Genomic DNA, 24,799 nt, shown 5'->3' on the forward strand with positions numbered 1-24,799 from the left:
TTCATCTCAAAATCATTTAGGTATAACGCACAAATTGTCGAGGAGACGCCTTGGCGAGTTACACATATGTGCTACGATGCGGTTAATGTTAAGTGATAAATGCTGAACCTTAATGAAAGTGTTAAAAATTGCCGCCATTGCGGTCGCACTCGTTGCGGGATTCTACGCCCCGACGCTGCTCAAGAGTTTCTCTTCTTCCTCGACAGTCAAACCACTTGATGAGTACTGCCTGCTCTCGACAACGGCATGTGTCCAACAAGGTGTCACCATGACACTCAATGTCGATAACGCTCAGCCCCTTATTCCTGCTAAATTCGATGTCGAATGGAACAAAAGTGACGCAGAGCAGTTGGTTCTGAGCCTTTCAGGAAGAGAAATGGAAATGGGTGAGCCGAAGTTTCTCCTCAAGAAAATAGCACCTGGAAAATACTCTGGCGAAGTCGTGTTGCCCGTTTGCACTCAAGAATCGATGACGTGGGTCGGAGAACTGACCGACGGACAATCCACCATCTATCCCGCCATCAAAATGCAAAGATAAGGAATCATTATGAGCCGCAATTGGTCTCTCTTTCTCGTAGTCGCATTCGTACTGGGTTTCGGTACTAAAACCTATTTAGATAGCCTAGATAAACCCGCAGACGTTTCAGAAACAACCTCGTCAGAACAAAGCGTGTTGTTTGGCGAAAACAATCAACCAGTCAACGTCTTTGATGTGAACGACCCTCGTATTCGTATCGTGTATTTCGGTTTTACTCGTTGCCCTGATGTCTGCCCAACGTCGCTCGCGATGCTGGCAGGTGCACTAAATCAAATCAGCGATGAGCAAAAAGCGCAGCTGCGCCCGATGTTTATCTCTCTCGATCCAGAACGTGATGAAGCGGACGCGTCCGCAAAATATGCGCACTACTTCCACCCTATGATTGAAGGTCTATCTGCGCCGTTGGACATCACGACGCCACTTGCTCACCGCTACGGCGTTATTTTCCGTAAAACCGAATTAGAAGGCTCGGAGCTGAAGTACACCCTTGACCACAGCTCTTACTTCTACTTCCTCAAACCGGACGGCACGTTGATCACCAAAGTGCCACACACGCTAACGCCTGCGCCGATTGTTGAAGCAATTTCAAAACTCACCACTAAGGAAGGCTCGAATGAAGGCTAATCAACTGTTCAAAACATTGGCTTTGGGTGCATTACTGCTCAGCCCTTTAGCTCAGGCTAAGCTCGATGTCATGGCGCACGAACCGTATGCGCGTGCTATGGCTCCGGGTGCAACCACCAGCGCCGTCTTCGTAACCTTTGCCAACCGCAGCCAAGACGACATCAATATCGTTGCCGCAGAAACGCCAGCAGCGGGCAAAGTCGAATTGCACGATGTCATTAAAGACGGCGATGTGATGAAAATGCGCCAAATCGACCGCATCACGCTAGGCGCAAAAGAGACCACCGAGCTAAAACCGGGCAGCTTACACATCATGCTGTTTGATTTGAAAACGCCGCTCAATGAAGGGGATGAAATCGAAGTAACCGTGACTTACGATAACGGCCAAAAGCAGAGCTTTAACGCGCCAGTGAAAAAAGTGATGGCAGGGATGAAACATACAGCCCACTAAAATCGAATTAGGCTCCTCATTAGGAGCCTTTGTTTTCTTCGCTCTCTCGCAGCGCAATGGCGATTTTATTTAAAAATGTAAATCTGTGCTTTATGCCCCATACAACACACCTCCCTCTTCGCTATAACTCTATTTCCTTGTTTCCGCATCTAACCCTGTTCCCGAGATAACTCTTTATGTTTCAAGCTCTCAAACGCGTTTTCAGTTTTTTGACTCAAACCAATCCAAATGTCGAGCAAGACGTGGACACCATTATTGCCGCAATTGGTGGCCTCGATAACGTGGTGGAAACCGGGGCGTGTGCAACGCGGCTAAGACTCACGCTGCGCTCTACTGCTGTCGTAGATAAAGAGGCCTTAAAGAAACATGGCGCTCATGGTGTTGTTGTGTTGGATGAACGTCATATCCAAATCATATACGGTTTGAAAGCCAACACGTATTCGCAGATCATGGAAGAACGAATGACAAGCTAGGCGCTCGTAGCAACTCTCCTAGCAAACTAAGCGGTGATTTTGCTACCCACAAATAAAAAGGGCAGCTATACTCTCCTCGTTTCATTAACCAAAGAATGAACTCACCAACGTATCAACTAACTAAAGAGGACACATGATGATTGTATTGAATAGCACTAACTGGGCATCGCAAGGGTAAACCTAACCGCACCAACTCTGTGGCATAACCACAACTCCCCTTCTCTGCCCGGTCTTCACCGGGGTCAACTCTATCCGAATTAGACCCTAATGCGATTTGTATTAAGGCGCTTTGTTGCGTCTGGGATAATTCAACAATGAATCAAACACATACTTTTTGTGACACATTAATTTCTACTTCAAACCCATTAAAACGATTGGGTTGGAAACCATTTTTTCAGCAACAACTGACACTAGACGACTACGACAATACGATCTTTGCACGCGTGATCGCGCATCACCGAAGTGGTTATTTATTGGCAACAGAAGCAGGGCAAGTTCACCTTAATGTCCACCACTCTCTGCCCAATATGACCGTCGGAGACTGGGTGATCTTAAATGAAGATCAGCAATTTGTTCGCTTACTGGATCGCTTGAGCCTCTTTAGCCGCAAAGCGGCGGGCAGCAAAGTGGCAGAGCAACTCATCGCGGCCAATGTCGATACGGTGTTTATCGTCTGCTCACTCAATCACGATTTCAACTTAAGCCGTATTGAACGTTACTTAGCCTTAGTTCACGAAGCTGACGTCGAGCCCGTTATCGTGCTTTCCAAAGCCGATTTGTGCGACAACGTCGATGAACTCAAAAGCCAAGTACAGAAGCTAGACCCTCTGCTAGTCATTGAGACGGTCAACGGCTTAGATGCAGAAAGTACTTCTAAGCTCATGAGCTGGTGTAATGAAGGGCAAACCGTTGCTTTTATCGGTTCATCAGGGGTGGGTAAGTCAACGCTGGTCAACGCGTTACTTGGTCAACAGGAACAATCGACAGGGCATATCCGTGAAGACGACAGCAAAGGACGCCATACGACGACCTCGCGCTCGATTCACCTATTACCTGCAGGCGGGATTTTGATCGATACTCCAGGAATGCGAGAAATCCAACTCGTCGATTGCGAAGCTGGTGTCAGCGAAGCCTTTGCTGACGTTGAAGCGCTTGCCGAGCATTGTCGATTTGGTGATTGTAAACACCAAACCGAGCCAGGTTGCGCCGTTCAAGCGGCCATTGAAAATGGCTCTCTTGAAGTTCGCCGTTTCAACAATTATCAAAAGCTGCTGCGAGAACAAGCCTTTAATGGCGCGACCTTAGCAGAGCAACGAGCTCAGAGCCGACAATTTGGCAAACTCACTCGCAATGTGATGAGTGATAAACGCAAACGTCAGCAAAGTTACTGAGTTGTTAGATTTGAGTTGTCAATAAATTCAAAGGAGACTTTCGTCTCCTTTTTAATAACTTTATTAAAAACCATTACTCATAACCAACGAGATTTTTCAACATAAAAATCTCGTTTAGATAACATCGAGCAAACATTTAATCCAAAAACAAACTAAAACTAGACACAAAATATTACCAAGCTAAGATATGTGATATTCAGCAAGAAAATGGCTGAATTTATAAAAACAGGATAATTGATAATCATGTTCTTAGCGCACAGAAGCAATGCTCATTCCTTGTTCATCAAGGGCATTATCGCCGTGTAATGTTTGGCTATTGCCCTGCCGCTCTGACATAAAATTGCAGGAATGACGTATGCAACACAACAGCCTCGTTGCCCGATATGCTCGCGGTAACCTCGTTCTCCAGATCCTTGTCGGTATTGTCTTTGGTATTTTGCTCGCAACAGTTTCACCAAGCCATGCTGAAAGCGTTGGACTGATTGGTAGCCTTTTTGTAGGCGCTCTTAAAGCCATCGCACCGATCCTAGTGTTTATTTTGGTTGCCGCTTCAATCGCGAACCAAAAGAAAAACCAACACACTTACATGCGCCCAATCGTTGTTTTGTACCTAATGGGTACGTTCTTCGCAGCGCTTGCAGCCGTGGTTCTAAGCTTCCTTTTCCCGACCCATCTAACGCTTGTAACCGGCGCTGAAGGTGCAACTCCTCCTCAAGGTATTGCAGAAATCCTACGAACATTGCTGTTTAAACTGGTTGATAACCCAGTAAACGCACTAGTAGAAGCGAACTACATCGGTATTCTTGCTTGGGGTGTGGGTCTTGGCCTTGCTCTTCACCACGCATCAGCAACAACGAAAGCGGTATTTGAAGACCTAAGCCACAGTGTTTCTCACATTGTTCGCTTCATCATCCGTCTTGCACCATTTGGTATCTTTGGTCTGGTTGCTTCAACTTTCGCGACAACGGGCTTCAGCGCGCTAGCAAGCTACGCTCACCTTCTTGCGGTTCTACTTGGCGCAATGATGATTATCGCGCTAGTAGTAAACCCAGCGATCGTATTCTTCAAAACCAAACAAAACCCGTACCCATTGGTATTCCAATGTCTACGTGAAAGTGGCGTAACAGCGTTCTTCACTCGCTCAAGTGCAGCGAACATCCCAGTAAACATGGCGCTATGTGAGAAGTTAGACTTAGACGAAGACACTTACTCAGTATCTATCCCTCTGGGTGCAACCATCAACATGGCTGGTGCAGCAATCACTATCACAACGCTAACGCTGGCTGCAGTGCACACAATGGGTATTGAAGTTGACCTAATGACAGCGCTACTTCTAAGTGTTGTCGCGGCGGTTTCTGCATGTGGTGCTTCTGGTGTTGCGGGCGGTTCTCTACTGCTTATCCCTCTAGCGTGTGGTTTGTTTGGCATATCAAACGACGTAGCAATGCAGGTGGTAGCGGTTGGTTTCATCATCGGTGTGATTCAAGACTCTGCTGAAACAGCGCTAAACAGTTCAACAGACGTTATCTTTACCGCTGCTGTTTGCCGTTCAGAACAGCAAAAAAGCCAGTAAGATAAACATTGAATAATAGAAAGGGGAGCCTGTTGGCTCCCCTTTTTCGTTGTCGATAATTTATTGTCGATAGAATATGCATTCGGTATCACTTATTGATCACCAATAAACTTTCTGTCAGTTTTTTCTGAAACACGGGATTTACCCTTAAATTTTCAAGATTCGATGCGTAGAATGCCGCCCCATTGTATGAATGGTCGATTTAATTTGAGGGCAAACGAATGAGATGGTTGTCTAGTTTCTCATTGAAAGAGTGGTTGTTCGCTGCTGTTTTACTAGGCGGAATCTCTGCTTATGCACTCCACCATTCGAACCAGCGTACGTCCGACGCCCGCTCTGCTGCCATTCAAGTTTTGTTTGCCGACATGCAGTACTACGTCTCCATTCTCAACGCCAATGCGAAAGCGTTCAACCAAGAGAATGGCGCAAACCAATGTGTCCTGACGGCTGTGGGCTATCAAGAGTTTTACAACGGCTACCCAGAAACGCAAAGCGAATGTGGCGAACACCTTGGCTTTTTCGACAACATGACGATCTCAGACGAAATGAAGCAAGCGAACTTGGTGTTCATAGAAAACAACACTTATTCGATAGTCGGCTACGGCCGTAATGACTCACCAGAAGCCTTGATGCAAGGCAAATGCTACGCCTATTACCGATTGGAAGGCGCAGGAAAAGACGGACACAGTTTTAAAGTCGATACGTCCCAATGTTAGCGATCAAAAAAGGAGCCGCCGGGCTCCTTTTTTGTGTTCGAAAATAGCGTTACGCCATTTCTAGTTCCACTTCTTCAATTGGGAAGTGTTTGCTTGGTTCAACAAACTCTTGCTGCGCTGCGATGGTTTGCAGTTCCCATTCACCTGCATGGTAAGTGGCGCTTAACACTCCGTAACACGCATCGTGACAATGTTGGAAAGCTTGTTTAGGAGACCAACCTTTCAGCAATCCTGAAGTGAAGATCGCCGAGATAAGGTCGCCCACGCCAACAGGTTGTTTAGCAAACTCAAATTGAGGGCGCTTCGCAAGGTAAATGCCTTCTTGCGTAGCCAGTAGCATGTTAAAGCTGCCATTTTCTAGGCAGTAAAGGTGCTTAACTAGCACAACTTTTGGACCTTTCGCTAGCGCACGTTGGCATGCGGTGATCGCATCGTCTAGTGAGTGGATTTCCATCTCAGCAAATTGACTCAGCTCGAATTGGTTCGGAACGATCACGTCCGCCATTGGCATTAAACGAGTCAGAAGATTTTCAGCAATACCCGGAGCCACAATGCAGCCTTTGTCTGGCGCGCCCATCACAGGGTCGCAAACATAAAGTGCGTTCGGATTCGCTTGCTTCACTTTCGTCACGGTATCTTCAACAGCAAGGCATTGCTCTGCGCTGCCTTGGTAGCCGGTCAACACCGCTTGGCATTTTTCCAATGCACCGATGTTTCCAAGACCACGAACTAACTCGCTGATGTCTTCAGCCGCAAACGCTCGCCCAGTCCAACCTTCTTGATACTGAGTGTGGTTAGAAAATTGAACGGTATGAATCGGCCATACTTCGAAACCCATGCGTTGCATTGGGAAAACGGCACTGCTGTTACCAGCATGACCAAAAGAAACATGAGATTGTATAGAGAGGATACCTTGCATAGTACCTTACCTCTTATTGTTGTTATCGATAGTTCAAAGACAGCGGCAAGCGCCAGTTTTGCGAAACCAGTAGTGTATCCGACAAACCAAGATTCTCTAACTCAATTCTCCTCAATATCTTCAGAGTAAGTTGGAGTGCTGGTTTTCAACACCATCTTCTTAATTTCCATTTTGTCTTTATTCAGTGCGATTTCTAGGGTATCTCCTTCCCTTATCCCGAGCTGAGCCAGGATTGCGCTTGGAATGACTACGGCGGTATCGTCACCGATTTTAACAGGTTGACTTATCATCTTTCGTCCTCCAAATGTCGAAAATGAGTTTTCACGTCATTGGATGTCTAGCCTCAAATACTTTGAGCTGACTTGGATTTGGCGTAAATGCCTAAAAACAAAGAGCCTTCCACACCGCGTTTGGGAAGGCTCTTTCAGTATTATTTTTTAATTTGCTAAAGGCTCATGCTTCGCAGCAATCAGACCGTAAGCACTCCAGCCTAGGAAGGTTACGATAGAGCCCCACATCATCGCTTCGTAGCCGGAGCCGTAAAGCGCGTAGAAGCTGTACAGAGAGCCAATCAGAGCGATAACGTTGGTGGTTTTCATCTCGCGCTCCGGCACGTGCGCCACTTGCTGCATGATGAAGATTGCGCCCATACATAGAATGTAAGGAATAACGTTTGTTACTACCGCTAGGTTAACCAGCGCTTCGAACTGCTCGTTCAGCGTTGGAGAGATCGTCATTAGAGACAATACAGATTGGATAATAGTAATCGCGATCATACCTTTGATTGGCGTACCACGTTTGTCCACTTGAGAGAACAATTTAGGGAAGAAGCCAGCATCAGAAGACGATTTGAACACTGACGCGATAGTGAATTGCCACCCCAATAGAGAGCCCGCACAAGCCAATACCGCCATACCCGCAACCACTTTACCAGCGGCTGAACCTAGCATCACTGTCCATACGGTTGAGAATGGTGCTGTAGATGCAGCAAGCTCAGAGTTTGCAACGATACCAGAACAGATGTTTGTCGATACAATGTAAACCACAGCCGCGATTAGTGTACCGCCCAGTACTGCGATTGGTACGTTCTTCTCTGGGTTTTCTACCGCTTCAGAGTTCGCACAAGCTGATTCAAGACCAAGGAATGCCCATAGCGTCATCGCAATAGAAGCACTCACTGCTTCACCAAATGGCAAGCTGTGTGGGTTCCAAGCTTCAATGTACATGGTTGGGTTAAACCAGAACCAACCAACAATACCCAATGAACACACTGGTAGGATTACGCCCCACACGGTGAATGTACCAATTTGACCTGTGATTTTCGCACCACCGAAGTTAGCGAAAGTACAAATCCAAAGAATAGCGATGGTGTACAAACAGGTTTCGACCGGAGATAGGGTCACTTCAAAGAATGCGGAGCCGTAACCCACACAAGTAATCGCGATCGCAATGTTCGCAATAAGGAGCGACAAACCGTAAGTCCAGCCCGCCATAAATGCACCCGATTTACCGAATGCATAAGACGCGTAACCGTTCATACCACCGTCACGTTTACTAAAGCGACCACATTTTGCGAACACGTAAGCCAACGCCAAAGAGCCCGCCGCCGTGATCAGCCAAGACAACACAGAAATGGTGCCCACTTGCGCCAGTTTACTTGGCAGCATGATGATGCCGGAGCCGGCCATGTTGATGAATGTCAGAATGGTTAACTGCACCACCGACATTTTTTTAGTTTCAGTACTCATAAATTATTCTCCACGAATAAGCGGTTCGCACCGACGCCGGAGCGTGGTGCGAACGGGTAGATTAATCTTTTAGGACATAACAATGTGCGGTAGTGCGACCGTTAACATCTTCAAGGTACACACCTTGAATTTCTGGCGCGAAGCCTGGGAAGCGGTTAATACCTTCTTCTAGAGATAGGAAGTAATCCACCACGTGTGGGGTCCAGATTTCACCAGTGATCACACAGATGATGCCTGGAGGGTAAGGAAGTGCACCCTCAGCGGCTACGCGACCAACGGCCTCTTTAAGTGGTAGGTAATCGCATTCACCACGGAAGTATTTGCGTGTCGCCACGTCTGGTTTGTGAACCATTTGTGGGAAGTACTCGCTGCGGAACATCGCTTTTTGTAGCTGTTTCACGTTCAGCTCTTTGTACATGTCATGCATTTCCTGACATAGCTGACGGATGGTGTAGCCACGGTAGCGTTCTTTATTCGCTTCGTAGACGCTTGGAAGTACGATACTTAGAGGCGCATCATCACGGATGAATTTTTCGAATCGGTTAATTTGAGCCACAAGGTGACGGATCTTACCCATATCTTCCGCAGGAGTGAGTAGGAACAAGATAGAGTTCAAGTCACACTTCTCAGGGATGATGCCGTTTTCACGAAGGAAGTTCGCCAATAGCGTTGCAGGAATACCGAAATCTGCGTAACTGCCGTCTTCTGCAATACCCGCAGTAGTTAGCAACAATTTACATGGGTCAACGAAGTATTGACCTTCACCGTAACCTTCAAATTTGTGCCAGCTTGCGTTTGGCTCAAACATGAAGAATTTCTTATTCGTTGCGATCACGTCAGTGTCGTAGCTGCCCCAAGGTTGACCTTCGACTTCGTCTGGAATGAACGGACGAATCAATTCACAACTCTTAAGGATTTCTTTACGCGCTTCGATACCAGTCTTAACCGCATCACGCCATAAACGCAAACCTGCTTCGCCATCGTGGATCTTCGCGTTCACATCAAGCGCAGAGAACAGTGCGTAGAATGGTGAAGTCGATGCGTGCATCATAAACGCGTTGTTAAAGCGTTTGTGGTTACAGTAACGAGCTTGACCTTTGATATGGCGGTCTTTTTTGTGGATTTGCGATGTTTGAGAGAAGCCAGCTTGTTGTTTGTGAACAGACTGAGTCACGATCACACCTGCGTCTTCTGGTTTCAAATCCAGCAGCAGTGGTGAACAATCTTTCATCATAGGGATGAACTGCTCATAGCCAACCCACGCAGAGTCAAACAGGATGTAGTCACAAAGATGACCGATCTTATCCATCACGTAGCGAGCGTTATAGATAGTACCGTCGTAAGTACCAAGCTGGATAATAGCAAGACGGAAAGGACGTTCATCGCGTGCACGTTCTGGATCCACTTTCGCGATTTGAGCACGAATGTATTCTTCATCGAAACAGTGCTCATCCATACCACCGATGAAGCCCCAAGGGTTACGCGCCGTTTCTAAGTAAACTGGCATACCACCCGCTTGAATTAACGCACCGTGGTGGTTCGATTTGTGGTTGTTACGGTCGAACAGTACCAAGTCACCTTCAGTTACTAGCGCGTTACACACCACTTTGTTTGAAGCAGAAGTACCGTTGAGTACGAAGTAAGTTTTGTCCGCGTTAAATACTTTTGCAGCGTGCGCTTGCGCTTGGTGTGCAGAACCTTCGTGGATCAGCAAGTCACCTAAATCCACGTCCGCGTTACACAAGTCACTACGGAACAGGTTTTCGCCGAAGAAATCGTAGAATTGTTTACCAGCTGGGTGTTTTTTGAAGAACTGACCACCTTGGTGTCCCGGACAGTCAAACGCTGAGTTACCCATCTCAACATAGTGCGTTAATTGCTTGAAGAAAGGAGGAAGCAGACGACATTCGTACTTGGTTACCGCTTCGTTGATTTGACGACAGTAGTACTCAATAGATTGTCTTTCTAAATCGATAACGCCAGTTAGCCAAACATAATCTTCTGCCGAAACTGGGTTTTCATCCGTTACTAAGAAAACTGGAATACCGTAACCCGTTTCAGAAATCATTTTATGCAGACCTGCTTTAATGTCTGCTGAAGTAATAATAGCTGCACCAACGTCGGTTAATTCAACTTGCTCTAAAGGTTGTAAATGACGATTAAATTGTTCATCTAAAGATTCAGCTAATAAACTGAAGTCTTCTGGCATGTAATTACTAACACCTATAATTAAACGTTTCATTTGGAATATCTCTTTTTTGTTCTTTAAAATTGACAGGTACAGATATTACAAACGAAAACGATATTTAAAATTCAAAAAACAAATTTCGTGATTAAATTTTCATATTTAAAAGTCTTATTTTCTCGAATTAAAATTTCGCGATCTTCATCACTTTCCAATTGATAGCCCAATGATATTGAAACCAGGCTTAAAAGGAAAAATAATTAAAAATTGTGTGACCACAGCCATTGTTGTTAGAAATAAAATATCAAGAAAATAAATTTTTGAGATTTCTATCACTATATAATTAGTAGGACTATATTATTAGGGATAATATATATTTTAATTTTAACTAAATTTAAACACATAATAAAAAAGCCATCAACACATGTATTGATGGCTTTTTACTTTAGGTGCAAAGGAAACACAATTCAATTAAATAAATGACTATCTAGCTTTACGCCATTGTTGGACCACTGTTGATAGCGTTTTACCGCGATACCAGACGAGTACATGGTATGCTTACAATCCATGCACTCGACAAAGTACAGCCCGCTCATTCCTGCCATAACGTGCAGTCTACGGCTATCGCAACGCTTACAGGACAAGCGTTGCACCTTAGAGTTCACATCTATGCGTCGGGCAAAGTTAAGAGTCTCATGAGAGCAAAGGGCTTCCACTGCGCTTTCCTTGAACGGATGCTCACTGAGTAAATGATTGATGGCGTAATCGTACACCGGGGGAATCGAAGATTTGCCACTTTCAATATTGGTTATCTTAGCTACGGAAACTCCCAACAAAGACGCAAACTCCGCTTTGCTGTATTCCAAGATGAACCTTGAAGAGATGAACTTATCTGCACTAATGATTCTCAACATACACAAATCTCTAATAGAAATAAAACAGAGCAAATGGAATATGCTCCATTTTCTGTTGAAACATGTAATGAAAAAGTTACTTCCGAATGTTTTTATACGCATAGTATGCGCTATTTTTATTTGCTTATTATCTTGCGCCTAATTAAGAATAAAATCAACAAATCAAATATTAAACCAAAAATAGAAATTTAGATTTAGAGGTACAAATTTTAATTAATATTATTAGATAAAGTAATGAGTGTATTTTTTAGCCTTTTATTTATAGCCACGAAATTAATTTCCAATTCCAGTTAATTAGATATTGGAAATGTTTGATTTGAGCTTAATAACCATCTCTGAAACAGGGGGGATTCCCCTCCATTTTTAGGTTTCACTAGAAAGTCTGAACTAAACGTACAAAATCTGTTGAGAAATCGAATAAATAATATGCAAATGAATAAATTAAGATCTTCGCAACACTCAACTATGACCGCTTGGCCATGTTTGCAGCGTTAGTACATATAGAAGCGAACATCGTGATTCAGGACTCGATGCGATGAGAAAACACGCAAACGTCTTAAAAACGGTGTACTCGTCTCTATATAGAGATTCTTGTAAAAACAGGGATGGGAAGAGAGAGGGTGGCATCGCCTAGAGGAGCTTGCCAGTAGCTGTTATCAGGCAATAAAAAAGCCTCATTACTGAGGCTCTTCGAAGATTAAGGTTGTAAAAAATTCTGCGTAAAATCGAGCACATCTTTGGAAGGCGTTTTCTGCTCAGGTGGTTTCGCTGATTGATCTTCTGTTGTGACCGTTGTCATATCCGGTTCGAAGTTCAGCTCCGTCGTCTCTTCCCACGTATTCGCCCCAGATTTGTGCTCGTCACTTAACACTTCGTTAAGCTCTTCTTCGCCAGGGAAATATACGTCACGTTTGTAAACCTTGTTCAGCGCACGAATGATCGAGTGCTTTTTCACCATGCCAGATGCGAGCTTTCTTTGCAGAGGCTTCGCAATGGATTGAAGTCCAACCACCACATCCACACCGATGTTCGCCGCCACTTCATCGCGAAGGACGCGAGCTGGTTGATAACCCATATTGGCAGAAAGAAACAACCAAACATACGCAATCGCATTGCCTGTTTTGCCTCTGTCTTTCCATGCTTCGCCTGCATGGTACATCGCTTCTGCGCTGCCGCCCTCAGCAGCACGTTCCAGCCAATAGCAACCTTTCACCATGCTCTTGTCTGCGCCAATGCCGTTTAGATAACACAAGCCGACTTGAATTTTGCCTTCTGCACTGTCTTTTTCTGCCGCTTTCATAAACCAGTAAAGCGCATCGGCTTTATGGCCTGAAGTATTTTCAGGCGAGAGCTGCCACTCTCCCATGTAAAGCATCGCAGCAACGCAACCTTCTTCGGCCGCCGTCTCGATGAGTTGATGGCCTTTCGGGATGTTCTTCTCTACCCCTCGACCAAACACCAGTGCTTTACCTGTCGTGAACTTCGCTTCAATATCACCTTCCATGCCCGCGATGGCAGTTCGCCAGAAGTTCGCTTGCTCTTTTAAGATCACATCTTCTCGCATTCGCTCACTAAGACGCACAATGCCGTACATGCCTGTCACGTTATCCAACTTCGCCGCTTTGTCGTACCAATACAGCGCTTGTCGAACGTTGTCCCGCTCAGCTTCTTTCGCTAAAAACAAAATCGTCGGGATGTGGCCAGTTTCTGCTTTAAACTCACGCTCTTTGCGTTCTTGCTCGCGCGCCTTTTGCATCGCTTTGCGATACGCAGCTTCACGCGCTTTCCTCTCGGTCTCCAGCCGTTGCCTTCGCATCGACAATGAGATCATCCAAACAAATATCAGGACGAGTGAAAGGCCAGTTGCCGCAATGGCAATGCCCATACTACTCATAGATAGCCTCTTTTTTAGTCAGGGCCCAAATGAACTCCCTACCGGGGAGTCTTGAAAATCACATGCCGACCAATATCGGCAGCCTTTATTATACAACGACCATTACCGCAAAATCTGAAGCTTCTAAGTGTCTGTTGGCGTTATTTTATTCAATATCAGCGTAACTTATTTTTAAAGGCGAAATATTACCCCATTTTTTATAGAAGTTAATCACAGTTTTGGGGCTGAGATATTCTCCTCCCCTATCATCCCCCCTTACTCCTCCTATAAAAATTTACATTTTGATGGTGTGCGGCATATCTCACTATGCGACCGTTTTATTATTTATTTTGTGAACAAAATCGACTGTGACAGAAAATTTTCACTTGTAAAAAACTTAACAGCCTGCTCTCACATTTTGCTGATGATTCAGTGTATTAGCATCTAGTTGAACATTTCCTTTTCGGCATCTTGCCCCAAATAGGGCGTGTAGCGCTTCGAGCTTTAGAGCCACGAAATACCGCACGTCCGTTATATCAATTCAATAACAATGGATTTGTAAACGTGGACAATAAAACATTCAAATTATCAACGATTGCCAAAACCGTACTGCCTTTGATTTCCATCGCGGTCATCAGCGGTTGTGGCAGCGATAGCACAAGCGACGACACCACGAACCCAGGCTCTGGCCTATACCCTGCGGGAGAGAACGAGGTTGTCATTTACTACAAGCGCGATATTGCATCCGCATCAACGGCAAGCGACTACAAAGGTTGGGGCCTGCACTTGTGGAACGGCGAAGGCTGTACCAGCACCGACTTAGAAGCCATGGGCATTGCTGGCACAGGTACGGACTGGTCTGCACCACGTCCATTCGACGGCATCAACGACACCTACGGCGCTTACTACGTACTGAAAGTGAACCCAGATGCGTCTGATCCGCACGAATGTATGAACTTCATTCTGCACAAAGGCGATGAGAAAGCCTTCGGTAGCTCGAACTCAAAAGTGGAGCTGACCAAAATTGGCGAATCTAAAGGTCTATTTGGCTTCCACGGCAGCAGCGAGCTTTACTACGAGCCAATCGAAGAACGTCCAGTCGATATTGATGGTCAAAAAGCGCATTGGTTAGATGCCAACACTATCGCATGGGAAGCGGCAGCCAATGCTGATTCAATGAAGCTGTTCTACAGCTTGACCAACGACATCAAAATGGATGAAGACAAGCAAATATCTGGCGGTACAGCTGTTGAGCTGACCAAAGCGGGCGATTTGTCTGACGGTCTTAAATCTCGTTTCCGCCACCTTGCAAGCCTTCAAGCCGCTGGCATTGATGTGGACGATGCAACCCTACGTACGATTCTGAAATCACAAATCGTCATGGTGGCTTACAACGCAAATGGCGACGTTATTTCTGCAACTGAAGTGCAAAAGCCGGGCGTTTTGGATGCGGTGTTTGCCGACTCCAAGGCAGGTAACGCAATTAGCCAAGAACTCGGTGCGATTGTGGAAGGCGGCGCAGCAACCTTCAAACTTTGGGCGCCAACAGCGCAAGACGTTGCTCTGATCATCTATGACGAGAATCTGAAAGAAGAAACAACCGTTGCGATGAAAGAAGATTCAGCAACTGGTATCTGGGTTTCTGAAGCGCAAAGCAACGTCGTCAACAAATACTACCGTTACAAAGTTAAAGTTTACCACCCAACAACGGGCGTCATCGAAACTCGCTTGGTCACAGATCCATATTCTCTGAGCTTGTCGAAAAATTCGATGTACTCTCAAGTGATCGATTTGGATGATCCAAGCTTGATGCCACAAGGCTGGAGCGACTACGAACGGCCAACCGTTAAAAAAGATGAAGACCACGTACTTTACGAATCACACCTTCGTGACTTCAGCTTTAACGATACAAAAGGCACCAAAGAATACAACGGTAAGTACTTAGCACTCACAGAAGCAGACCGCGAATCGGTCTCTCACTTGCAAGCACTAAAAGACGCAGGTTTAACAACGCTTCACATCCTGCCAGCGTTCGATATTGCTACGGTTGATGAAGAAGCGGCGAACCGCGTCGATATTACTGACACCGTAGGTAAATTGTGTGGCATCAAACCAGAAGCGTCTGTCTGTGACGAAGTTGATGGCGCGAAAGTGATTGAAGATGTGCTGAACAGCTACGATCCAGCCACCGGTTCTGCGCAAGCACTGATGAACGATTTGCGCATGCTAGACAGCTTCAACTGGGGTTACGACCCATTCCATTACACGGTGCCAGAAGGCAGCTACGCGACCGATCCAAACGGCTCAAAACGTATTCTTGAGTTCCGTGAAATGGTGCAAGCAACGCACAAAATGAAGCTGAAGCTGATCATGGACGTGGTGTACAACCACACCAATGCCTCTGGCATTAACGACAAATCCGTTCTAGATAAAATCGTCCCAGGGTACTACCACCGTCTTAACGTCAACACTGGCGGCGTAGAAAACTCAACCTGTTGTGACAACACTGCAACAGAAAACTTGATGATGGGTAAACTGATGGTTGACTCATTGAAAGTGTGGGCGGACGACTACAAAGTTGACGGTTTCCGTTTCGACTTAATGGGCCACCAGCCAAAAGATGTGATGGTCTACGCGCTTGAGCAAATCCGCAAGATTGACGAAAACACCTTGTTCTACGGTGAAGGTTGGGACTTCGGTGAAGTGTCTAACAACGCTCGTTTTGATCAAGCCACTCAGCTAAACATGGCTGGCACTGAAATCGGTACGTTCTCGGATCGTCTGCGTGACGCTGTTCGTGGCGGCAGCCCATTTGATGGCGGTGTCGATTCAGAAGGTAAGCACCCACTTCGCTTCAACCAAGGTTTTGGTAACGCGGCTTACGCGAATGAAGAAACCAAAGTGGATGCAGAATCAGTGAATGGTCGTCTACACAACCAAGATTTGGTTCGTCTAGGCATGGCGGGTAACTTGGCTGACTTCGTTCTTCTAGACTACAAAGGCGACACAAAACTAGGTAAGAACGTTGATTACAATGGTGCGCCAGCAGGCTACACAAAAGTGCCATCAGAAAACATCTCGTACGTGTCTAAGCACGATAACCAAACACTGTGGGATAACAACGCGTACAAGATTGCGACTGCGACTCCTTCTGCAGATCGTGCACGCATGCAATCTGTCTCGCTATCAACAGTAATGCTTGGCCAAGGTATCCCATTCATCCACATGGGTTCTGAGCTTCTGCGTTCTAAATCGATGCAGCGCGACTCTTACGATTCTGGTGACTGGTTCAACCGCGTCTTCTTTGACGGCAGTGACAACAACTGGAACGTAGGTCTGCCTCGTGAAGACAAAGACGGCGCAAACTGGGAGCTGATCAAGAAGATCGTTTCTGATACGACAGCGAATCCAGATACAACCGACATTGAGCTAACCAAACAACAATTCCTAGAACTACTAAAAATCCGTAGTTCAAGTGAACTGTTCCGCTTAGATACCGCTCAAGAAGTCATGAACCGTGTTGACTTCCGCAACGTTGGTAAAGACCAAGTGGAAGGCTTGATCGTTATGTCTATCGACGATGGTAAATCAGCAGGTGCCGATTTGGATTCGAAATACGATGCGATCGTGGCCGTGGTGAACTCAACGTCAACAGAGAAATCATTTGTCGTGAAAGGCGCGACAGGTTTCGAGCTGCATGAAGTTCAACAAAACTCTGCAGATGACATCGTGAAAGGTGCAAGCTTCGCCAATGAAACCTTTACAGTACCAGCACTGACTACTGCGGTATTCGTACAGCCACAAGACGGCGCGCAAGGTGTGGGTCTGCCAGTCAATACGGACAACAAAGACGTATCGAGCATTCCTCCTTTCGGTGAAACCGTGGTTTACGTGAAAGGCACAATGAACAATTGGTCAGACAACAGCGACTGGGCAATGACTTTCATTGGCAACGGCATGTACTCAGTAACAGGCGTACTTGAAGCAGGCAGCCACGAGTTCAAATTTGCGGACACAGGTTGGGCAAATCCGAACATCGGTTGTTCTGTGGCAACAGTGGGCAGCGGCTCTCTGGAGCTAGGCGCAGACGAAAACTGTAAACTCACCGTCGCAGAAACAGGCAAGTACAACTTCACACTGAACGCGCTATACGTTCAAGATGAGAAAGTTGAAAAACCTGTGGTTTCCGTAACCAAATCTGCGGATGCACCAACGTTTGGTGAAACAGCACTGTACCTACGTGGCACCATCACAAGTTGGGACACTCCGGCGCAAGATTCAGCAGCGAAGTTCAGCTACGTCGCCAATGATGTTTACTCGCTAGACATTGACTTAGCTGCGGGTAGCTACGAGATGAAGATTGCAAGTGCAGACTGGGCAGCAGACACCAACTTCGGCGGCGAAGGCAGTGTTGAGCTTGGTAAAGCACTGACGATGGAAGTCGGTGGCGGTAGTGCAAACCTAAAAATTGCGATTGCAGAAGCAGGAAATTACAACTTCCATTTCAATGCGGCTGACAAGTCAGCACCAATCGTAACCGTCACGAAGAACTGAGCTCTCCAGTTTTCACAACATCCGTAAATACAAGGGGAAGCATTATGCTTCCCCTTTCTTATTCTCAATGGTTCGCCGTGAGATTGACTCGCAATGTTGAAACCAATTGCGCGTTAATTCCCCCAAATTTGCTCAACAAATTCAGGATGATCGATAAACGGGTTGCGGTTCCCTTGGAACTCAAACACTAAGTCATTGCGACGGATTTCTTTCGCGCTAACAGGATCATTTTTGTGCCAACGTTTCAGCATGTTTAGCATCCAAGGTTCAAATACGTTCGTACTGGAGCCATCCAACACCGCGTCAGAGTTGCTCGTGTTGTTCTCCCAATTGCCAATCACGTTCTCATAACGGGTTGCCATGTAAAAATACGCGCGCGCAAAATCGCCTTTAAACTCATCAATCGGCTCAAACACGGTGCCTGAATAACCCAGTGCAGTGCTCGCTTGACCTAGCTTAGAACCATTACTGGAAACATAAGTCGAGGTGCCTACTTCGCCAAATGGCCAGTTGCTACGTTTAGCGTTTACGTAACCATCGGTGGCAAACAAATGGTGACCGTCTGAGTTCATCGGTTCAACTTTTCCACCAAACCAGCTTTTCGGGAACGAGTGTTCACGGTTGTAGCAATCCCCTTCTTGACTGTATTGACCGCATTGGTCGGTTACTTTCGTGAAACTCACTGCGTCGTTGCCCGAAGGCTTCTCTGAATACATATCGAGGATGGAGCCGTCTTTCTCGTAGTAGTTATCCAAATCTGCGTCTTTTACCAAAGTCCAAATCGCTGAATAGCCACGGCTGGAGTGATTATTGATGATGTTAAACAACGCCGTTTTGAGTGCGTAGCCTGTCTTGCCAGACGCGGCTTGATAATACCCATCAACCACTGGTGGAGTCGTGGTGGTGTCACCTAACGTAAAATCAGTGGTTTCGCTTTTGGCGAACTCAGCGCCAGAAGCAAGGGTCTTGGCTCCTTCCATCAACGTGTACGAACCCGCGCCACTTCCACAACAAATGCCGTCACCATACTCATCTTGAATGGTGAACTGGTAGTCACCGTCGGCTAAACACATGCTTTTTTCAACGGTGGTTGCCGACTCATAACCCTGACCAGAGAACAGTACTGCGGATTGGCTGTTTTTCAGCGTCCAACTCGTTTCAGAACCATAGTTGTCGGTCGTGAGAGTCAAGACCACTTGGTGATCACTACAGCTCTCTACGGGAGGCTGCGTGCTTGTCTCGGTCGGTTGGAAGTTATCGACATAAACCACTTCTGAGCCGTCAAAGCCCGCTTCATCATAAAAACGTAATCCCACATCGATGGTTTTCGTGGTCGTCGCGGTGTAATTGAGTGTGAGTTCTTGCCACTGATTCGTTTGCTGCGGATTGGAGTAGCCGTGATAACCGTCTGCCACCAATCGAGCTTTTACATGCCCTTCAGTGTGATACACCGAGACTGAGAACGGATAGGTTTTCCCTTGCTCCACATTAATGGTTTGCAAAAAGTCGGTGTTGCTCTGGGTACCCGTGTTCACGACGACTTGAGCAGCCAAGCCGCCCGATTTGATTTGTTCGCTGCTTGGCGACACCGCGATGCCAGCGTCAATCACTGACCACTGCGTAGGTGCATTGCCATTCCACTGTTCAAAGTCACCATTAAGAATTTGGCTATACGCAAGCGGAGAGCTAACGGCAGCAAGGAGACAAAGAGGAGCTGTGATGGATTTCATTATACTTTTCCATTAGTTATGTAAATCCCACACACGATAAACATATTAGTTAGGCATAAATAACCCGTAAGTCACACTTTTACGTTGCACGAGTGTTAATTTGCTTTTTAATGTGCAGCTTATCTCACAAATATCGTACGGATTAACAGCAAAATACCTGAACAAAACGCGAGGTAGCCAGTTATCCGCACTCTGGTAAAAACCATTGAGAAGTTGAGAAAAAAGGAGAGAAGTAGAGCGAAAAAAGCCAAGTGTGCACCTATGGGGGTCAGCAACAACACTTGGCTTGTGTATTAGAAAAGTTCTGTACAGCTCAACCGATGAACGGCAATGCTGGATAATTCCTTAGGGAGTTACCGCAAAGAATCGCCCTTGTAATGGCGACATCGGAAGTTGATATTGACCATTGCTCGGAGCAATTTTTTCATTCGTGAGCAAATCCACCAGCTCACCTGTGCCAACACTCTCCTGAGCAAGAATGACGGTTCTCGCGGTCTCTAAGGTATTTAGCGCAAACAAGACTTTGTCCGAACCAGATTGTTTCAAGTCCACATAACTGCCGTTACTCGCAACTAAATTCGTGCGTGACCCTTGATAAAGAGCGGGATGCGCATCGCGCATTGTCATCAGCGATGTCACATAAGCTTTGAGATCGGCTTGGTTTGCATCAAGCGTCGCCGTCACGCCTTCAATTTTCGCACTGCTACGCGCAACGTGATCATCGCACAAACCTTGAATAGCACAGGTGTTGTTGTCTTCTTTTGCGGCAAAACCATCCACTTGATCCCCGATTTCATCGCCGTAGTACAGCGTGATTGGCCCAGTGTAGGCAGCTTGGAAGGCAAACGCGGCTTTATGGCGTAACCAATATTCTGCATCATTCACATCCGCCAATTTTCCGCGCTGCAACAAGTCACCAAAGCGCACTAAATCATGGTTACCGATCATCAAATTCGGCTGCGCATGTGTTGGATATTGGTTGTGTGTGCTGTAGCCGTTGTCTAGCCAATCCACACCGCGACCACCCACGCCACTCTCATTCACGGCCAAAGTTTCAACGATGCGATAGCGCATAGGGAAGTCAAACGCAGAGCACAATGCTGGATCGCTGTTCGATCCATACGCCTCATTCGCGATCTCTGACTCCCCTTTCCAAATCTCTGCCACCATGTAACCCAACGGATTCACTTGTTCGCCTTTGCTATTGGTGTACGTCACACTTTGTGAGGCTTCATCGACGGCTTTACGAAGTTGTGTCCAAGCGTCTGTCGGAACTTGATAGGCTTGATCTAAACGCCAGCCGTCAATCTTGAGTTCTTTGATCCAATACGTCGCCACCTCTTTGTAGAAATCGAGACTGGCTGGGTAATCCACGGGATTGCTTGAGCCTGAAGGCAACAAGCCGGAAGGCGAGGGTTTGATCAAACCATTCTTATGGTGGCCAAATACGCCATCAAAAAATACGTACAAACCGCGTTTGTGTGCTTCTTCGACTAGAGTTTTCGCGGTCGCTAAGTCACCAAATTTGGGGTAGATTTTAAAGTAATCTGTCGCAAAATAGCCGGTGGCGTCCAAACGATCCGCCCAATGATCTTGTCCTGCTGTCGCTTCTGACTCAAAAACTGGCGTCAACCAAATCGCATTCATCCCTAAGTCTTGGATGTAATCGAGTGAATCAATCACCCCTTGCAAATCACCATTGTGATGGCTGGTACCATAACCTGTACCGTGACCAATGCTTGTATCACCATCAACAAAACTCTCTACCATGATTTGATAAGTACGAAGTTGGTTACTTTGCGTCATGACATTGGCTTGGCAAGCATAACTCGTATCCGGTAGCGGCGTGCTGCTATTACTGTCGCCACCAGAAGAATTACACGCAGATAGAGCACCAATCACACTTAACGCAAGCAACGATCGATACAGGCGATGGTTACGTAGAACATTACGCATTTTACTCTCCCTAATTTACTCAAATAACCTACAAACATTTGAGTAATAAAATTAACCCCGACATGTTTTCCATGTAGGGGTTAATAAATAAAAACAAATTTTAAATAACTGAATGGAATATTATTGGCACTTATTTACCATTATTGAATAAGGTGAGCCATCATCTTTAAATTCTAAACTCCAAAGATATTGACCAGTCTCTTTAATTTCTAGTTTTGTATCTGTACCGTAACCACCGCAAGTCAGTTCATTTAATTGTCCGACCGATAATTTTTTACCTTTGGCAGTAAACTGAGGTTTCCATTGTTCAGCGGCATACTGCATTTTGTAATTACCTGAAACTTCATCGGTAATCACTTGATAGACATTATTCCCTTTATAGGTCAGTTTGCGCTTGGCAGTGTGCTTCCAATCTGCATTAGGGAAACTACCTACAACAAAAATGTCTTTAGACAACGGGCCTGACTCTGCTGAATCCGGCAAACTACAATTTGTCATCATATCAATCTGCGTGCTCGTAAATGCAACCGCATTATTTACTTCATCTTGAGTTGTATTTTCTGATGATGTGGACGAGCACGCAGACAAGATAGACACAGCGGCTAAAGTACATGCTGTATTTATAATTAATTTTTCACGTTATATCCTTATTTTTATTAGACCAAGAACTAATCAAATTAGAACATATATATTATGACTCTAAATAAAATAAACTTTAAATAGAAATAATATAATGTGTGAAAAAGATAACTAAATGCGAAATAAAAAAGCCGACTATCTTAGCCGGCTTTTTGAAATTACCTATTTGCTATTCACTGCTTTTACAAATACTTCTTGCGCACCTTCAATTCCTAACGCTTTTGCTTCATCAAGTAAGCTCAGAGCTTTAGGGATATCATCTGCTTTTACCGCCGCTTTAATTGCGTTGTGGTAGTAAGTTTGTGTTTCAGGCTGTACTGATTCAACCGCCTTGACCGCAACTGGAGCCGCTGTTGGTCCACTACTTGATGTTCCGATTGAGAAGAAACTCACACGGTCAATCGAGACTTCAATCTTACCTGTATCACTGTTTGGAATTGGAATATCTTTTACTTCTGGTAAGTAATTGCCTCGTCCCTCTGCATCCAATCGCGCAGGGTGAATCACATCCGTAAATCCACCTAGATCCGATTGATCAGTGTAAACAATTAGGTAAACAGAATCTAAACCCACTGGTGGGAAGAAGTCTTTTTCAGCGACTAGACGGTTTCCAAGATGAAGACGAGGTTTTGTGTACTCAAACTCCGCTTTGCCGTAGTTTTCAATTTCTTTACCGTTTTTATCTACGATAATCGCTCTTGGTACGAAAGCTGTGTCTTCGATCAAACTAGTGATTTTAATGGCAAACTCACCACGGTCAGCAGGCAACTCAAACACCGCAACACGGCTGTCGATATCTTTGTATTCCAGCACTTGGCTCTGAGTAGTGATATCTACAATTGCAGAACTAGGAAGCTTCATTTTTACAGCTTGAAGCTCAGAGATAACATCAACTTGCTGTGCTTGAGCAACTTGAACTTGTTCGATTACTTCAGTGGATTGACAGCCAGCAAGCGCGACACATCCACTTAACATGAGGGCACGGAAGTACATACTTTTTCCTTCTAGTTATTTTTCTAAAGGTTTTTTGCACTAAAGCATCTTAGAGTGACTTTGGTGAAACGTCTAACTTTTCGAAAACCCTTAGAAAAATAGCCGACAGATGTCGGCTATTTGACTAGGACAGCTAGATAACTAAGATATTACTCGATTACCACCAAGCTTCTACTTGGATGCCAACAACAAAGTCGTTGTCTGTGCCAGCTGCTGTAACTACACCAGCGTCATTTTTAACTTCACCAAAACTATCGTTTTCTAGATCCATTAGGTAGCTACCGTATACACGAATTTCAGGACGAGCCCAGAAGCTATCACCCATTGCCCATGCTTGAGCTACGGTAAATTTAGCACCACCGAAGTCAACATCATCCACTTCACCAGCATTGTAGCCAGCTTCAAAAATAGTACGCATAGTATCGTTCCATTTGTACATTGGACGAGCGACAATTGAGTACTGGCTAGAGTCGTACTTAGTTGTACCTAAATCTGAACCTGCTAGGTAAGCCAACTGGTGACCCATTTCCCAGTTTTCGCCCAAGTTCATAACACCCCAGTTAATAACACGGTAACCGAAGCCATCATTTTGGTCTCCAGAGCGGTCGTAATATGCACCAGCACCCCAGAAGTTTGCCATCTGAATACCGTAGCCAGCTGTACCAACTTGAACTACAGTCTGGTTGAAACCATTGCTCATGTTTTGGTGAATGATACCACTTGCAAGCAGGCCATCATCGCCATCGTATTTGCCATTTTTGCTTTCTGTTGAGAAGTTGTACGCTAGCGCAACTTCAAGAGATGCATCTTCCCAAAGACCAATGTTCGCTAAACGAGCGTCTGCAATGTAACCCGCACCGTTTTCATCTTCACCGTCTTGAATGATTGCTAGAGATAGCTTTTGGTTACCTACAGAAAGGTTTTCGATACCACCACCAGTACCAGAAGTGTTTAGGAAGTAGAAGTCAGTGATGTGGATATCTTTACGTTGGTAGTAAGTTTTACCAGCCCATAGAGTTGCGTCTTTATCAGATGCGATAAGACCTTTAGCTTTAACTGCAAACTGTGCAACGTTAAAGTCGCCATCTTCCCAACCTTTAGCGCCTTGAACACCTGAAGCGATCATAGACTCTAGACGCCATGTTTGGTCACCGGTTTTTAGATCCTCAGCAAAACCAAACTCAGAGTAGTTGTCATCTTCGTTACCTAGACGGCCAATACCATTTTTCATAAATGATACGTCACCACCGCTTTCAGCACTAATACCAGTACCGGCGCGCATGTAACCATTAAAGTCCACTGCGAAAGCAGAACCAGCAGCTAAAGTTGCAGCAACAGCCGCTGCAATTACACTTACTTTTTTCATTCTTAACTCCATTAAGGGTATTTATAATTCTGTCTTCCCTGCTCGCCCTCAGGTGAATATAGGCAGTAAAAACGCACCTAAAGAAAGAGAGGTAAGATGGGAACGAATCCCCGTTTGTTTCAACAGTTATAAGACTACCCGAGGGGTACAAGGATG

19 protein-coding genes are annotated in these 24,799 nt (G+C 45.6%); 8 read left to right on the forward strand and 11 right to left on the reverse strand.

All coding sequences use genetic code 11. The annotated features are described in order from the left end of the window. Nucleotides 1–112: 112 nt before the first annotated feature. From DYB02_RS19600 to DYB02_RS19630, 7 genes are all read left to right on the forward strand, one after another. The gene (locus DYB02_RS19600) at nucleotides 113–538 is read left to right on the forward strand and encodes a hypothetical protein (protein WP_015313652.1); all 426 of its coding nucleotides are present in this window, start codon (nucleotides 113–115) and stop codon (nucleotides 536–538) included. Between the two features lie 9 nt (nucleotides 539–547). Continuing rightward, the gene (locus DYB02_RS19605) at nucleotides 548–1,162 is read left to right on the forward strand and encodes an SCO family protein (RefSeq protein ID WP_005458304.1); all 615 of its coding nucleotides are present in this window, start codon (nucleotides 548–550) and stop codon (nucleotides 1,160–1,162) included. Beyond that, complete coding sequence (locus DYB02_RS19610; protein ID WP_005458360.1) at nucleotides 1,152–1,613, forward strand: copper chaperone PCu(A)C; 462 nt, start codon at nucleotides 1,152–1,154, stop codon at nucleotides 1,611–1,613. Before DYB02_RS19605 ends, DYB02_RS19610 begins: the two co-directional genes overlap by 11 nt. 176 nt (nucleotides 1,614–1,789) lie before the next feature. After that, nucleotides 1,790–2,086 (forward strand): PTS sugar transporter subunit IIB, encoded by a 297-nt coding sequence (locus DYB02_RS19615; protein WP_005480175.1) that lies wholly within the window; start codon nucleotides 1,790–1,792, stop codon nucleotides 2,084–2,086. A gap of 314 nt (nucleotides 2,087–2,400) precedes the next feature. Beyond that, the gene (gene rsgA, locus DYB02_RS19620; protein ID WP_021822074.1) at nucleotides 2,401–3,477 is read left to right on the forward strand and encodes a ribosome small subunit-dependent GTPase A; all 1,077 of its coding nucleotides are present in this window, start codon (nucleotides 2,401–2,403) and stop codon (nucleotides 3,475–3,477) included. Nucleotides 3,478–3,832: 355 nt separating this feature from the next. Beyond that, on the forward strand, nucleotides 3,833–5,050 hold the full coding sequence (gene sstT, locus DYB02_RS19625; RefSeq protein ID WP_005458382.1) for a serine/threonine transporter SstT: 1,218 nt from the start codon (nucleotides 3,833–3,835) through the stop codon (nucleotides 5,048–5,050). 221 nt (nucleotides 5,051–5,271) lie between these two features. Next, the gene (locus tag DYB02_RS19630) at nucleotides 5,272–5,766 is read left to right on the forward strand and encodes a hypothetical protein (RefSeq protein ID WP_025628061.1); all 495 of its coding nucleotides are present in this window, start codon (nucleotides 5,272–5,274) and stop codon (nucleotides 5,764–5,766) included. 49 nt (nucleotides 5,767–5,815) lie between these two features. Here the strand turns inward: DYB02_RS19630 and pdxY are convergent, their stop codons facing one another. From pdxY to DYB02_RS19660, 6 genes are all read right to left on the reverse strand, one after another. After that, nucleotides 5,816–6,685: a pyridoxal kinase PdxY gene (pdxY, locus tag DYB02_RS19635; protein WP_005499985.1), complete on the reverse strand. Its 870-nt coding sequence runs from the start codon at nucleotides 6,683–6,685 to the stop codon at nucleotides 5,816–5,818. Between the two features lie 101 nt (nucleotides 6,686–6,786). Then, on the reverse strand, nucleotides 6,787–6,975 hold the full coding sequence (locus tag DYB02_RS19640) for an AbrB/MazE/SpoVT family DNA-binding domain-containing protein (RefSeq protein WP_005458312.1): 189 nt from the start codon (nucleotides 6,973–6,975) through the stop codon (nucleotides 6,787–6,789). A gap of 147 nt (nucleotides 6,976–7,122) precedes the next feature. Continuing rightward, nucleotides 7,123–8,433, reverse strand: coding sequence for a putrescine-ornithine antiporter (gene potE, locus DYB02_RS19645; protein WP_005374814.1), 1,311 nt, complete (start codon nucleotides 8,431–8,433; stop codon nucleotides 7,123–7,125). 61 nt (nucleotides 8,434–8,494) lie between these two features. Next, nucleotides 8,495–10,675, reverse strand: a complete 2,181-nt coding sequence (speF, locus tag DYB02_RS19650; RefSeq protein WP_011106546.1) for an ornithine decarboxylase SpeF — start codon at nucleotides 10,673–10,675, stop codon at nucleotides 8,495–8,497. Nucleotides 10,676–11,085: 410 nt separating this feature from the next. After that, nucleotides 11,086–11,532, reverse strand: a complete 447-nt coding sequence (locus DYB02_RS19655) for a helix-turn-helix domain-containing protein (protein WP_005458369.1) — start codon at nucleotides 11,530–11,532, stop codon at nucleotides 11,086–11,088. Between the two features lie 697 nt (nucleotides 11,533–12,229). Next, nucleotides 12,230–13,426 carry a tetratricopeptide repeat protein gene (locus DYB02_RS19660; RefSeq protein ID WP_005499994.1) on the reverse strand — a complete coding sequence of 399 codons (1,197 nt, stop codon included), beginning with the start codon at nucleotides 13,424–13,426 and terminating at the stop codon, nucleotides 12,230–12,232. Nucleotides 13,427–13,969: 543 nt separating this feature from the next. Here DYB02_RS19660 and pulA point away from each other — a divergent pair. Next, nucleotides 13,970–17,959, forward strand: a complete 3,990-nt coding sequence (gene pulA / locus DYB02_RS19665; protein WP_029804722.1) for a pullulanase-type alpha-1,6-glucosidase — start codon at nucleotides 13,970–13,972, stop codon at nucleotides 17,957–17,959. A gap of 113 nt (nucleotides 17,960–18,072) precedes the next feature. On the opposite strand, the gene DYB02_RS19670 is transcribed toward pulA, so the two are convergent. From DYB02_RS19670 to lamB, 5 genes are all read right to left on the reverse strand, one after another. Further along, the gene (locus DYB02_RS19670) at nucleotides 18,073–19,689 is read right to left on the reverse strand and encodes an endonuclease (protein WP_029804721.1); all 1,617 of its coding nucleotides are present in this window, start codon (nucleotides 19,687–19,689) and stop codon (nucleotides 18,073–18,075) included. A 345-nt stretch (nucleotides 19,690–20,034) separates the two neighbouring features. Further along, nucleotides 20,035–21,645: an alpha-amylase family glycosyl hydrolase gene (locus tag DYB02_RS19680; RefSeq protein WP_029804720.1), complete on the reverse strand. Its 1,611-nt coding sequence runs from the start codon at nucleotides 21,643–21,645 to the stop codon at nucleotides 20,035–20,037. Nucleotides 21,646–21,765: 120 nt separating this feature from the next. Continuing rightward, nucleotides 21,766–22,146: an early set domain-containing protein gene (locus DYB02_RS19685; RefSeq protein WP_029804719.1), complete on the reverse strand. Its 381-nt coding sequence runs from the start codon at nucleotides 22,144–22,146 to the stop codon at nucleotides 21,766–21,768. Nucleotides 22,147–22,446: 300 nt separating this feature from the next. After that, nucleotides 22,447–23,277, reverse strand: coding sequence for a MalM family protein (locus DYB02_RS19690; protein ID WP_021822081.1), 831 nt, complete (start codon nucleotides 23,275–23,277; stop codon nucleotides 22,447–22,449). A 157-nt stretch (nucleotides 23,278–23,434) separates the two neighbouring features. Further along, on the reverse strand, nucleotides 23,435–24,643 hold the full coding sequence (gene lamB / locus DYB02_RS19695; RefSeq protein ID WP_020841534.1) for a maltoporin LamB: 1,209 nt from the start codon (nucleotides 24,641–24,643) through the stop codon (nucleotides 23,435–23,437). Nucleotides 24,644–24,799: the final 156 nt, after the last annotated feature.

It is taken from the genome of Vibrio parahaemolyticus (genome assembly GCF_900460535.1).
GTDB lineage: Bacteria > Pseudomonadota > Gammaproteobacteria > Enterobacterales > Vibrionaceae > Vibrio > Vibrio parahaemolyticus.